The following is a 14,669-nucleotide window of genomic DNA, read 5'->3' as shown; positions in this document are numbered from 1 at the left end:
GCTGACATGCTAGGCGTTGAGCGAGTGGGCCGGCACGATAACTTCTTCGAGCTGGGTGGCCACTCGTTGCTGGCGGTGAACCTGACCGCGCGCTTGCGCCGCGAGGGCGTGCAGGTGGATGTGCGTACGCTGTTTGGCCAGCCGACGGTGGCGGCACTGGCGACGACCCTGGGCCAGGTGCAACAAGTGCAGGTGCCGGACAACCTGATCCCGGCCGGCTGCCCGCACATCACCCCCGGCATGCTGCCGCTGGTGGCGCTGGAGCAGGCGGCCATCGACCGTATCGTTGCCCAGGTACCCGGCGGTGCCCGCAATGTGCAGGACATCTACCCGCTGGCACCCTTGCAGGAAGGCATCCTGTACCACCACCTCAGCGCGCAGGGGCACGACCCTTATGTGCTGCAGTCGCGCTTCGGGTTCGCCAGCCGCGAACACTTGAACAACTTTGCGGCAGCGTTGGACAAGGTCATCGCCCGCCACGACGTGCTGCGCACAGCGGTACTCTGGGAAGGCCTGCCGCAGCCGGTGCAGGTGGTCTGGCGGCAGGCGCCGTTGTCGGTCATGGCGCGTGGTCGCGACAGCGAGGCAATGCTCGACCTGAGCAAGGCACCGCTGATCCGTCTGCTGTACACGCAGCAGCCGGGCGCGGCCCGCATCGAAGCCACCTTGCAGTTCCACCACATCGTGCTCGACCACACGGCCATGGAAGTGGTCGGCGAGGAGCTGATCGGTTATCTGCAGGGTGCGGCCGAGCCGGCCCAGGCACCGGTGCCGTACCGCAACTACGTGGCCCAGGCGCGGCTGGGTATCAGCCAGGCCGAGCATGAAGCGTTCTTCCGCGGGCAACTGGCGGATATCGACGCGCCAACGCTGCCGTTCGGCCTTAGCGATGTGCAGGGTGACGGCCGTGACATCGAGGAGGCCCAGCTGTGGCTGCGTGACGACCTGGCACAACGGCTGCGCCAACAAGGCCGGCAATTGGGTATCAGCGTCGCCAGCCTGTTCCACCTGGCCTGGGCGCGCCTGCTGGCGGCCGCCAGTGGCCAGGACAGCGTGGTGTTCGGCACCGTACTGCTGGGCCGCCTGCAAGGCGGTGAAGGCGCCGAGCGGGCGCTGGGCATGTTCATCAACACCTTGCCGCTGCGGGTCGACCTGGGCGGTATCAGCCTGCGTGAAGGGGCCCGTGCTACCCATCAGCGCCTCAGTGCCTTGCTGGCCCACGAGCATGCATCGCTGGCGTTGGCCCAGCGCTGCAGTGGCGTGGCTGCGCCCTTGCCGTTGTTCAGCGCCATGCTCAACTATCGGCACAGCACGCAGGTCACTGACAGCCAGCGGCAGGCGACGCAAGGTATCGACAACCTGGAAAGCCAGGAACGCAGCAACTACCCGCTGGGGTTGAACGTGGATGACCTGGGGGAGGGCTTCCGCCTGGTTGCCATGACCCCGGCCGACGTAGGCGCGGCGCGTATCTGTGGGCAGATGAATCAGGTGCTGGAGGCCATGGTCGAGGCGCTGGAGCAGACGCCGGAACTGACGGTGCAGCGCTTGCCGGTGCTGGAAGCGCAGGAGCGTGAGCGTGTGCTGCTGGGCTTCAACGACACGGCGGTGGATTATGACCTTGAGCAGACCTTGCATGGGATGATCGAGGCGCAGGTGTTGCGTACGCCGGATGCGGTCGCGGTAAAAGCCGAAGAAGGCATACTGAGCTATCGCCAGCTGAATGAGCAGGCCAACCGCCTTGCGCATCACCTGATTGAACTCGGTGTAAAACCTGATGATCGGGTAGCGATCTGCGTTGAACGCGGGCTGTCGATGGTGGTTGGCTTGCTGGCCATCCTCAAGGCAGGCGGCGCGTATGTGCCGGTTGACCCCGATTACCCAGCGGAGCGCGTGCGACATATGCTGAGCGACAGCGCGCCGGTGGCGGTGCTGGTGCACAGTGCTACCCGTCATGTACCGGATTCGGCCGAGGTTATCGACCTGGATCAGCCGACCTGGAACGCCCAGCCGTCCAGCAACCCAGTTGTCACCGACTTGACCCCGCGTCACCTTGCTTACGTGATCTACACCTCAGGCTCCACCGGCTTGCCGAAGGGTGTGATGAACGAGCATGCCGGCGTGGTCAACCGCCTGTTGTGGATGCAAGACGCCTATTACCTCGGCGCTGAAGACGTGGTCTTGCAGAAGACCCCGTTCAGCTTCGACGTGTCGGTATGGGAATTCCTCTGGCCCCTGCAAACCGGCGCGCGCCTGGTCATGGCGCGTCCCGGCGGCCATCGCGATCCGGAGTACCTGCGTCAGGTGATCCGCAGCGAAAACGTCACCACCTTGCACTTCGTGCCTTCGATGCTGGATGTATTCCTGGCCCATGGTGACGTCTCGGCGGCTTCGTTGAAGCGCGTCCTGTGCAGCGGCGAAGCCTTGCCGGGCAGCCTGGTCCGACGCTTCCACACGCAATTGCCGACTGTCGAACTGCACAACCTGTACGGCCCGACCGAAGCAGCGGTGGACGTGAGCGCCTGGCACTGCGTGACGGCACCGGACAACACCCCCATCGGCAAACCCATCGCCAACACCACGCTGTATGTACTCGATACGCTGGGTCAACCCGTACCGCAAGGCGTGGCTGGCGAGCTGTTCATCGGCGGCGTGCAAGTCGCCCGAGGCTACCTGAACCGCACCGAACTGACCGCTGAACGCTTCCTCGACGACCCGTTCAGCACCCGCCCTGGTGCACGCCTGTACCGCACCGGCGACCTGGCGCGGCACCTGGCCGATGGCAACATCGAATACCTGGGCCGCAACGACGACCAGGTGAAGCTCCGCGGCCTGCGCATCGAGCTGGGTGAAGTCCAGGCTGGCCTGACCGCCATCGAAGGCGTGAAGGAAGCCGTCGTGGTGGCCCGCGACCAGCGTCTGGTGGCGTACTACACCGGTGAGCAACAGGCCGCAGACGTTCTGCGCACGGCATTGCTGGCCCACCTGCCGGAGTTCATGGTGCCCGCGCTGTTCCTGCACCTGGACGCACTGCCCCTGAGCCCCAACGGCAAACTCGACCGCAAGGCTTTGCCACTGCCGGATACCGACGCCCTGCAGAACCGCGAGTACCAAGCCCCAGAAGGCGAAACCGAAACCCTGCTGGCTGCGATCTGGGCTGAGCTGCTGGGCGTGGAGCGGGTAGGGCGCCACGACAACTTCTTCGAACTGGGCGGCCATTCGCTGCTGGCGGTGACCCTCACCTCCCGCCTGCGTGATCAAGGCCTGGAAGCCGACGTGCGCGCCCTGTTCGACCAACCGACCTTGGCGGGCTACGCAGCCATCACAGACAGAATGGAGATCGTCCTGTGAGCATCAACCAACTACTGGCAACACTGACGGCCAAAAACGTGCAACTGGCGTTGAAGGACGGCCAACTGGCCGTCCAGGGCAACCGTCAGGCCCTGACCGACCCCGCGTTGGTGGCGCAACTGCGTGAACACAAGCCAACGCTGGTGGCGATGATCGAGCGCGGCGAGTACGTGGCCGTGAAACAGGGTGCGGTACACGTGCCGTCCAACCTCATCGAGCCGGGCTGCACGCGCATTACGCCGCAGCACCTCAACCTGATCGATCTAGACCAGGGCACCCTTGACCGCATCGTCGCTTGCATCCCCGGCGGCGCGGCCAACGTGCAAGACATCTACCCACTGGCACCGCTGCAGCAGGGCATGCTGTTCCACCACGCCAGCGCCACCGACAGCGACCCGTACGTGATGCAGGCGCGTTTCGTGTTTGCCAGCGAAGCCCGCTTGCAGGCGTTTGCCGATGCGCTCCGTGGTGTAATTGGCCGCCACGACATCTTGCGCACCTCGGTGCACTGGGAAGGGCTGGAAACGCCGGTGCAGGTGGTCTGGCGCCGCGCTGACCTGCAGGTGGCGACGTTACCCGACAACGACCCCACGCGCGGCAGGCTCGACCTGACCCAGGCACCGCTAATCCGCCTTCTGCGTGAGGCCGAGCAGGCCGATGGCGCACTGACCGCCACCCTGCAGTTCCACCATATCGCCATGGACCACAGTGCCTTGGAAGTGGTGCGTCACGAACTGATCGCGTTTCTGGCCGGCGAGGGTGATCGGCTCGGCACCCCGGTGCCGTTTCGCAATTATGTGGCACAAGCCGTGCTGGGTATCAGCGAGGCCGAACACGAGGCGTTTTTCCGCGACATGCTGGGGGGGATCGACGCGTCGACCCTGGCCTACGGCATCCAGGATGTGCAAGGCGTGGGCGAGGTGCACAACGAGCACGCGCTCGACCTGCCACTTGCGCTGTGCCAGCAGCTACGCAGCCAGGCGCGTAGCCTGGGCGTGAGCGTCGCCAGCCTCTTCCACCTGGCCTGGGGCCGCGTGCTGGGCGGGCTGACGGGGCGCGAACAGGTGGTGTTCGGCACAGTGCTGATGGGGCGCTTGCAGGGCGCCGAAGCCACCGACCGGGCGCTGGGGATCTTCATCAACACCCTGCCGGTACGCGTTGACCTGGACAGTGCTGACTTGCCGACGGCGATCCGCGCCACCCACCAACGGCTGAGCGCATTGATGCGCCATGAACACGCGCCACTGGCCCTGGCCCAGCGGTGCAGCGGTGTGGCGGCGCCGGCGCCGCTGTTCAATGCCTTGCTCAACTACCGCCACAGCGCAGTGGACAGCACTCAGCCACGCCGCGCAGCCCTGGCCGGCATCGACATCGTCGAGTCTGCCGAGGCCACCAACTATCCCTTGACGCTCAGCGTCGACGACTTGGGCGAAGCGTTTCGCCTGACCTTGCTGGCCAGCGCCGAAGTGCCGGCGCAGCGCGTCTGTGCTTACCTGCAGCAGACCCTCGAAAGCCTGGTGCAAGCACCGCAGTCGTCGGTCCTGGCGCTGGCCATGCTCCCCGACAGCGAGCGCGCGGAGCTGCTGGAAGCGTTCAACGATTATCCGGCCCCGTATGAGCGGCAACTGACCCTGCACCAACGCATTGCACACCGCGCCGAACTGCACCCTGACGCCGTCGCTGCCACCTGTGACGGCGCGCGCTTGAGTTACGCCGAGCTCAACCGCCAGGCCAATGCCCTGGCGCAGCACCTGATCAACCTGGGCGTGCGGCCTGACGACCGCGTCGCCGTGGTGGCGCGGCGCAGCCTTCAGACGCTGGTGGGCTTGTTGGCGGTACTCAAGGCCGGAGCCGGTTACGTGCCGGTAGACCCCGCCCACCCGGATGAGCGCGTGCACTACCTGCTGAATGACAGCGGCCCGGTAGCGGTGCTGACGCAGCAGGCGCTGGGTGAGCGCCTGGGGCCTGTCGCGGTGCCCGTGGTGCTGCTCGACCAGCCGCACTGGCCTGTATGCGAGAGCGACCCGGTTGTGCCGGGGCTGAGCGCGAGCCACCTGGCCTATGTGATCTACACCTCCGGTTCCACCGGGCAGCCCAAGGGCGTGATGGTCGAGCACCAGACCGTCAACAACCTGGTCGACTGGCACTGCCGCGCCTTCGACCTGTGCCATGGCCGACACACTTCGAGCCTGGCCGGTTTTGGTTTCGACGCCATGGCCTGGGAAGTCTGGCCGGCGTTGTGCGCCGGGGCCACGTTGCACCTGGCGCCGGCGTCGGAGGGCAACGACGACCTGGATGCCATGCTTGCCTGGTGGCAGGCGCAGCCCCTGGACGTGAGCTTCTTGCCGACGCCGGTGGCCGAGTATGCCTTCAACCATCAGCTCGAACACCCGACCCTACGCACCCTGTTGATCGGCGGTGACCGCCTGCGCCAGTTCAACCGCACCCAGCGCTTTGCCGTGGTCAACAACTACGGCCCGACCGAAACCACGGTGGTGGCCAGCTCCGGCGTGGTGGAAGCGGGCGGGGCGCTGCACATCGGTCGGCCGGTCGATAACGCCCGTCTGTACGTACTCGACCCACACCTGCAGCCTGTCGCGCTGGGTGTGCCAGGTGAGCTGTACATTGGTGGCGCCGGGGTTGCTCGAGGCTACCTGAACCGCCCGGCGCTCACCGCCGAGCGCTTCCTGGACGACCCCTTCGTCGCCCGTGGGCGCATGTACCGCACAGGCGACCTGGTGCGCTGGCTGGCGGACGGCACCCTGGACTACCTGGGGCGCAACGACGACCAGGTGAAGATCCGCGGCGTGCGCATCGAACTGGGCGAGATCGAAAGCCGGCTGAACGCCCTGGCTGGCATCGATGAAGCCGTGGTGCTGGCCCGCGAGGACCAGCCCGGCCAGCCGCGCCTGGTGGCCTACTTCACCGCCCAGGCAGGCGTCGAACCGCTCACCCCAGAAGGCCTGCGCAGCCAATTGCAGGCGCACCTGCCGGAATACATGGTGCCGGTGGCCTATGTCGAGCTGCCGGCGCTGCCGCTGACGGCCAACGGCAAACTCGACCGCCGCGCATTGCCACGCCCGGAGCGCTCGGCGCTGTTCGAGCAGGGCTACGAGGCCCCCGAAGGGGCGTTGGAGCAGGCGCTGGCAACACTATGGGCCGAGTTGCTGCACGTTGAGCGAGTCGGCCGTCGCGACCATTTTTTCAGCTTGGGCGGGCATTCACTGCTGGCGATGCGCATGGTCTCCCAGGTGCGCCTGCGCCTGGGTGTCGAACTGAGCCTGGCCGACCTGTTCGCCAACCCCGAGCTGGCCGCCGTGGCCGAGGTACTGGCCCATGCCGGGCGCAGTGAGCTGCCAGCGATACGCCCGGTGCCGCGCGACGCGCCGCTGCCGATGTCGTTCGCCCAACAGCGGCTGTGGTTCCTGGCGCAAATGGAAGGCGGCAACCAGGCTTACAATGTGCCGCTGGCCCTGGGCCTGCGCGGGGCACTGGATGCCGATGCGCTGGAAGCGGCCTTGCTGGGCATCATCGAGCGCCACGAGACCTTGCGCAGCCGCTTCGTACCACGCGATGACAGTGCCGAGGTGGTGCTGGCCGCCACCGCGGGTGCCGATTGGTTCCAGCGTGAAGACCTGAGCGTCGATGCGCTGCCGGCCCGCTTGCATGAAGCGGCCAGTGCGCCTTTCGACCTGGCTCACGGGCCGCTGTTGCGAGCGCGTTTGCTGCGTCTAGGCGCAGAACACCATGTGCTGGCCCTGACCGTGCACCACATCGTTGCCGACGGCTGGTCGCTGGGCGTGCTGACCCGCGAACTAAGCGCGCTGTATACCGCCTGCTGCCAGGGCCAGGATAATCCGCTGCCGGCCCTGGACATCCAGTACGGCGACTATGCCGTGTGGCAGCGCCGCTGGTTGGCCGGCGCCCAGTTGCAGCGCCAGGCCGATTACTGGCGCCAGGCCCTGGACGGTGCACCCAGCCTGCTCAAGCTGCCCAGTGATCGCCCACGCCCCGAACGCCAGGACTTTGCCGGCGCAAGCCTGCCACTGCAGTTGCAGCCCCGCCTGGCGGCTGGCCTGCGCAGCCTGGCCCAGCGCCACGGGGTAACCCTGTACATGGCCGTGCTCAGTGCCTGGGCCGCCGTGTTGACGCGGCTGTCCGGCCAGGGCGAAATCGTCATCGGTTGCCCTGTGGCGGGCCGCGGCCGTGCCGAGCTGGAGCCGCTGGTGGGCCTGTTCGTCAATACCCTGGCCGTGCGCATCGACACGGCTGCCGCACCGACGGCGCAAACCCTGCTGGAGCAGGTCCGTACACGCGTGCTGGAGGCTCAGGCGCACCAAGACCTGCCATTCGAGCAGGTGGTGGAAATCGTCCGCCCAGTGCGCAGCCTCGGCCACACCCCCTTGTTCCAGGCCACGCTCAACTGGCAGGCGATCGAAGGTGGCGCCTTGCAACTGCCGGGCCTGCAGTTGGAGGCCGTGGCCCAGGCTGGCCAGGTCGCCAAGTTCGACCTGACGCTGAACCTCGGCGAGTTCGGCGACACGCTGGCCGGCAGCCTGGACTACGCCACCTCGCTGTTCGGCGAAACAACTGTGCGGCGCTTTGTTGGCTACTTCGAGACCTTGCTCTGGGCCATGATCGGCGATGATCAACAGCCGCTGGCACAGGTGCCGTTGCTTGGCGACGCCGAGCGCCAGACCTTGCTGCACAGTTTCAATGCCACGCAACGCGATTACCCCCGTGACCTGGCCGTGCAGCAGCTGTTTGAGCAGCGCGTGGCGCGCCATCCCCTGGCCGTGGCGGCAGTGCAGGGCGACCAGGCGCTGTGCTACGGGGCACTCAACGAACGCGCCAACCGCCTGGCCCATTACCTGATGGGTGCAGGTGTGGCACCGGGTGCCTATGTGGCCGTGCTACTGCCGCGCTCGTTGCACCTGCTGGTCGCGCACCTGGCTGTGCTCAAGTGTGGCGCGGTCTATGTGCCGCTCGACATTCATGCCCCGACCGAGCGCCAGGCCTTCATGGTCGAGGATTGCCAGGCCACCGCGCTGCTGACGCTTGCTGGCACACCGGTTGAGTATGCGGTGCCGCGGGTCGACCTGGACCAACTGGTCCTCGATGACCAGCCTGGCCACAACCCTGGGGTGGCCCAGGACGCTGGCAGTGCGGCCTATGTGATGTACACCTCTGGCACCACGGGCAAACCCAAGGGCGTGTGCGTGCCGCACCGGGGTATTGCGCGGTTGGTGCTGAACGAGCGGTATGCCGGGTTGCTGGCCAGCGACCGCATCGCTTTCGCTTCCAACCCGGCGTTCGATGCCAGCACCCTGGAAGTGTGGGGCGCGTTGCTCAATGGCGGGCAGGTGCGGGTGATCGACCACCGCACGCTGGTCGACCCAGCGCTTTTCGCGAAGGCGCTGGCGGAGCAGGGCATCACCGTTCTGTTCTTGACCACGGCGTTGTTCAACCAGTACGTGCAGTTGATGCCCGAGGCCCTGGCCGCGCTGCGCGTGCTGATCAGCGGCGGTGAGCGTGCCGAACCTGCAGCCTTCCGCACGCTGCTGCACAAAGCACCTGGGCTGCGCCTGCTCAATGGCTACGGGCCCACCGAAACCACCACGTTCGCGGTTACCTGCGAAGTGCGTGAATTGGCGCCCGATGCAGCCCAAGTGCCGATTGGTCGGCCGATCGGCAATACCCAGGTGTATGTGCTGGACGCCTGGCAACAGCCCGTGCCGCAAGGCGTGGTCGGTGAACTGTATATCGGCGGCGACGGCGTGGCCCTGGGTTACCTGAACCGCCCAGAACTGACGGCGCAGCGGTTTATCGATGACCCGTTCAGCCCGCAGCCGGGCGCTCGGCTGTACCGCACCGGCGACCTGGTGCGCTGGCAGGCCGACGGCCAACTGGAGTGCCTGGGGCGCAATGACGACCAGGTCAAGATTCGCGGTTACCGGATCGAGCTGGGTGAAATCGAGCAGCAGTTGGCACTGGCACCGGGTGTCGGTGAAGTCGTGGTGATGGCTGTGCCGAACGAGCAGGGCCCACTGCGGCTGGTGGCCTGGTTTACCCGGCACGAGGCCCCAGTGGAGGCTGCTGACCTGCGTGCCTTCCTGCGTGGGCGCTTGCCGGATTACATGGTGCCTACCGCATTTGTGGCATTGCCGCGGCTGCCACTGAACAACAATGGCAAAGTTGATCGCCAGGCCTTGCCGGCGCCGGCGCCCCAGGACCTGGCGGTGACAGCGTACGAAGCACCGGAAGGCGAGCGCGAGCAGGCGCTGGCCACGTTGTGGGGCGAACTGCTACAGCTGGAACGCGTCGGGCGTCACGACCGCTTCTTCGAATTGGGCGGCCATTCACTGCTGGCGATGCGCATGCTGGCCCAAGTTCGCCAACGCCTGGGGCTGGAGCTGGCATTGGGCGACCTGTTTGCCGATGACAGCCTGGCAGCGGTGGCCGCCTGCCTTGCGCGTGACGGTGATGCCTTGCCGGCCATCCAGCCGGGCACACGTGACGGTGCTTTACCGCTTTCGTTCGCCCAGCAGCGGCTGTGGTTTCTGGCGCAGATGGAGGAGGCCAGCGCGGCCTATCACATTCCCCTGGCCCTGCGCCTGGAGGGCCGTTTGGACTCTGGGGCGCTGGAGCGCGCGTTAAGGCGCCTGGTCGAGCGCCATGAAAGCTTGCGCAGCCATTTTGTTGAACAGGAAGGCGAGCCGCAGGTGGTGCTGGCAACCGGTAACGAAGGCTTCCAGTTTGGCCGGGACCTTTGCCAGGGCCTGGATGAAGCCGCTATTGCGGCGCTGATCCGCCAGGAGGCGAGCCAACCCTTCGTGCTTAGCCGCGACCTGCCGGTGCGTGGGCGCCTGCTGCAGCTGGCCGAGGACCACCACCTGCTACTGCTGACCTTGCACCACCTGGTGGCCGACGGTTGGTCGCTGGGGGTGTTGGTGCGCGAGCTTGGCGAGTTGTACCAAGCCTTCAGTTGCGGTGGCGACGACCCCTTGCCGGCCTTGCCCGTGCAGTACATCGACTATGCCTTGTGGCAGCGGCGCTGGCTGAGCGGCGATGCGCTGCGCCAACAGGCGGATTACTGGATTGGCCAGCTGGCCGGGGCACCGGCGCTGCTCAGCTTGCCTTGGGATCACCCACGGCCAGAGCGTCAGCAGTATGCCGGTGACAGCGTCGCGCTGAGCCTGGACCCGCGCCTGAGTGCCGAGCTCAAAGCCGTGTGCCGGCGCCATGGCGTCACGCCTTACATGCTGTTCATGGCGGCTTGGGCAGTGTTGTTGAGCCGGCTTGCCGGCCAGGATGAAGTGGTGATCGGCTCGCCGGTAGCCAACCGCAGGCAGGCTGAAGTGGATGGCCTGGTCGGCATGTTCGTCAATGCCATGGCGTTGCGCGTGGACACCTCGGGGGCACCGGATGTGGCGACCTTGCTGGCCCGGGTAAAGGCCGTGGTGCTGGGCGGGCAGGCGCATCAGGACTTGCCGTTCGAGCAGGTGGTCGAGTTGCTGCGCCCGCGCCGAAGCCTTGCGCATACGCCGCTGTACCAGGCCACCCTGGACTGGGACGCCAGCCCGGAGCGCCAGGCGCTGCAACTGGCCGACCTGTCGGTGAGCGCAGTGAGTGGGCCTGCGTGCATCGCCAAGTTCGACCTGAGCCTGAGCCTGGGTGAGCGCGCCGAAGGTTTTGCCGGCGGTATCGTGTTTGCCACAGCCCTGTTCGAACGCTCGACCATCGCGCGTTATGCGGGGTATTTCCAACAACTGCTGTGGGCCTTCGTGGAGAGCGATCGGGCCATTCCGGGCCATGTCGGTTTGCCGGATGCCGATGAGCGCAAGCGGTTGTTGCAGGGCTTTAACGACACGGCGGTGGATTATGACCTTGAGCAGACCCTGCACGGGATGATCGAGGCGCAGGTGTTGCGTACGCCGGATGCGATCGCGGTTAAAGCCGAAGAAGGGGTACTGAGCTATTGCCAGCTGAATGAGCAGGCCAACCGATTAGCGCATCACCTGATTGAACTGGGTGTTAAACCTGATGATCGGGTGGCGATCTGCGTTGAACGTGGGCTGTCGATGGTGGTTGGCTTGCTGGCCATCCTCAAGGCGGGTGGCGCGTATGTGCCGGTTGACCCCGATTACCCAGCGGAGCGCGTGCGGCATATGCTGAGTGACAGCGCTCCGGTGGCGGTGCTGGTGCATAGCGCTACGCGGCACGTACCGGATTCGGCCCAGGTTATCGACCTGGATCAGCCGACCTGGAACGCCCAGCCGTCCAGCAACCCAGTTGTCACCAACTTGACCCCGCGTCACCTTGCTTACGTGATCTACACCTCAGGTTCCACCGGCTTGCCGAAGGGTGTGATGAACGAGCATGCCGGCGTGGTCAACCGCCTGTTGTGGATGCAAGACGCCTATAACCTCGGCGCTGAAGACGTGGTCTTGCAGAAGACCCCGTTCAGCTTCGACGTGTCGGTATGGGAATTCCTCTGGCCCCTGCAAACCGGCGCGCGCCTGGTCATGGCGCGTCCCGGCGGCCATCGCGATCCGGAGTACCTGCGTCAGGTGATCCGCAGCGAAAACGTCACCACCTTGCACTTCGTGCCCTCGATGCTGGATGTATTCCTGGCCCATGGCGACGCGTCGACCGATGGCCTCAAACGCGTTCTGTGCAGCGGCGAGGCCTTGCCGGGCAGCCTGGTCCGACGCTTCCACGCGCAATTGCCAACCGTTGAACTGCACAACCTGTACGGCCCGACTGAAGCAGCGGTGGACGTGAGCGCCTGGCACTGCGTGACGGCACCGGACAACACCCCCATCGGCAAACCGATCGCCAACACCACGCTGTACGTACTCGACAGCCAAGGCCAGCCGGTCCCGCAAGGCGTGGCCGGCGAACTGTTCATCGGCGGTGTGCAAGTCGCCCGAGGCTACCTGAACCGCGCCGAACTGACCGCCGAACGCTTCCTCGACGACCCGTTCAGTACCCGCCCTGGTGCACGCCTGTACCGTACCGGCGACCTGGCGCGTCACCTGGCCGATGGCAACATCGAATACCTGGGCCGTAACGATGATCAGGTCAAAATCCACGGCTTACGCATCGAACTGGGCGAAATTCAGGCCTGCCTGACGCGAATAGAGGGGGTCAAGGAGGCCGTGGTGATCGCTCATGAGCAGCAGTTGCTCGCTTACTACACGGGCGAGTCGTTCCCGGTGGAGGCGCTGCGCTCGGCATTGCTCGGGCGCCTGCCGACCTTCATGGTGCCGGCGCTGTTCGTCCACCTGCAGGCACTGCCCTTGAGCCCCAACGGCAAGCTCGACCGCAAGGCTTTGCCATTACCGGATAGCGAGGCCCTGAAGAACCGCGAGTACCAAGCGCCAGAAGGTGAAACCGAAACCCTGTTGGCAACGATCTGGTCCGAACTGTTGGGCGTGGAGCAGGTAGGGCGGCACGACAACTTCTTCGAGCTGGGCGGCCACTCCCTGGCGGCAATCCGGCTGGTCGACAAGATGACCAAGGCGGGCCTGAAGGTGGCCATCAACGATGTGTTCCAGCACCCCAGCGTAGCGTTGCTGGCGGCCAGGCTCGGCAGCCCTGACGCTGCGCACCGCGGGGTGATCCGGGTGCGTGCAGGGGGCAGCCAGACGCCGCTGTTCCTGGTTCACGAATTCACCGGCCTGGATTTCTACTTCCCGGTGCTGGGCCAGCACCTGCCCGGTGATTTCGCGCTCTTTGGACTGCCCGGCATCCCGGCCGATCAAGCGCAGCCACAGACGCTCGAGTGCCTGGCCCGCTACCAGATCGAACAGATGCGCAGCGTGCAGCCACAGGGGCCGTATCGCCTGGCAGGCTGGTCGTTCGGTGGGGTAGTGGCCTTCGAAATGGCTAACCAATTGCTGGGTGTGGACGAGGAGGTCGAATTCCTCGGCTTGATCGACACCTATGTGCCGCGCCTGGCCGACCAGGGCAAGGCGCGCTGGCAGGGGCCACGTGCACTCGAACGGCAGTTGCTGTTGAACTGCAGCACGTTCTGGCGCACGCAAGACTCGGCAGGCGCCGACAAGCTGGCACGCCTGCAGCAACTGGAGGCCGGTCAGGCCGATTTTGCCACGCTGGTCGCCAGCTGCCGCGAGCAGCAGTTGCTCTATGGGCTGTGGGCGAACATGAGCGACGCGCAACTGCTGCACTACTTCACCCGTGAACTGGCACACGGCCATGCGCTGGCACATTACCGCCCTTCACCGTTGAGCGTGCCGGTGCACCTGCTGCGCGCCGAACAGGGCAGTGACAGCCAGTCGACATTGGGCTGGCGCGAGACGCTGCCGTCCCAGGCCCTGGTGCTCCTGGGCGTGCCGGGGGACCACCGCAGCATGATGCAGGCGCCCCACGTGGCCGCGCTCGGTCAGGCGCTTGGCCAGCTACTGGGCAGTGTGCCTAGCACGAACAGCACCAAGGCAGCGGCTTATCAGCCCTTGGTGGCGATCCAGACCGGTCAGCACGGGCATGCACCGTTGTTTTGCGTGCCGGGGGCTGGCGACAGCGTCACCAGCTTCATAGGCCTGGCCGAGGCCCTGGGCCCGGACTGGCCGCTGTACGGCCTGCAGGCGCGGGGGCTGGACGGCTGCTCGGTGCCGCACACTTCGGTGGAGGCTGCTGCCGATTGCCATGTGCAGGCCATCGAGGCGCTTTATCCGCAAGGGCCGCTGAACCTGGTCGGGCATTCGTTTGGCGGCTGGGTGGCACATGCCATGGCTGCCCGGTTCGAGGCCAAGGGGCGGCAGGTGCGTTCATTGACACTGATCGACAGCGAAGCGCCGGGTGAGGGCGGCACCTGTGGCCAGCCCTACACCCTGGGCGCAGCCTTGCAGCGGCTGATCGAGGCGTTGCAGCTGTCCACCGGCAAAACCCTGGGTATTTGCTCACGCGCCTTTGCCGAGGCCAGCGACGACCAGCAGTTGAGCCAGCTGCACGCGGCCATGGTGCGGGTCGGATTACTGCCGGCGCGGTCGCAGCCAGGGGCGCTGGACGGCACCGTACGGACCTTCGCCACGGCGTTGCGCACGGCCTACCGGCCAACGTTGAGCTACCACGGGCCGGTCGGCCTGGTGCTGGTAGATGACCCGGGCCTGGATGCCTTGGGCAATGCCCGCGAGCATGCCGCCATGCAGGCCGGTTGGCAGCAACTGATGCCCAAGCTTGCGCTGTGGCAGGGGCCCGGTGACCACTTCAGCATCCTCAAGGTGCCGGATGTGTTCAGCCTGGCGGCCTGGTGGCACGACGGGCAGGCGCTGCACCACGGCAAGGTTACCCCTTAA

At 66.2% G+C, this 14,669-nt stretch carries 2 protein-coding genes (1 of these 2 only partly in view); both read left to right on the top strand.

Going from position 1 to position 14,669, the window contains the following annotated elements:
* Nucleotides 1-3,348, top strand: partial view of a non-ribosomal peptide synthase/polyketide synthase gene (locus AC5PZ0_RS09515; protein ID WP_493854786.1) — the 3' portion only. Its footprint begins 18,984 nt before the window's first position; the window shows 3,348 of its 22,332 coding nt (coding positions 18,985-22,332); its start codon lies beyond the left edge, outside the window; it ends in the stop codon at nt 3,346-3,348.
* The gene (locus tag AC5PZ0_RS09510; protein WP_493854785.1) at nt 3,345-14,669 is read left to right on the top strand and encodes an amino acid adenylation domain-containing protein; all 11,325 of its coding nucleotides are present in this window, start codon (nt 3,345-3,347) and stop codon (nt 14,667-14,669) included. The genes AC5PZ0_RS09515 and AC5PZ0_RS09510 overlap by 4 nt, the downstream gene beginning before the upstream one ends.

Source organism: Pseudomonas sp. 5.2 (assembly GCF_059025405.1).
Note: the sequence above shows the minus strand (reverse complement) of the source record. Positions and strands in the feature narration are given on the sequence as shown.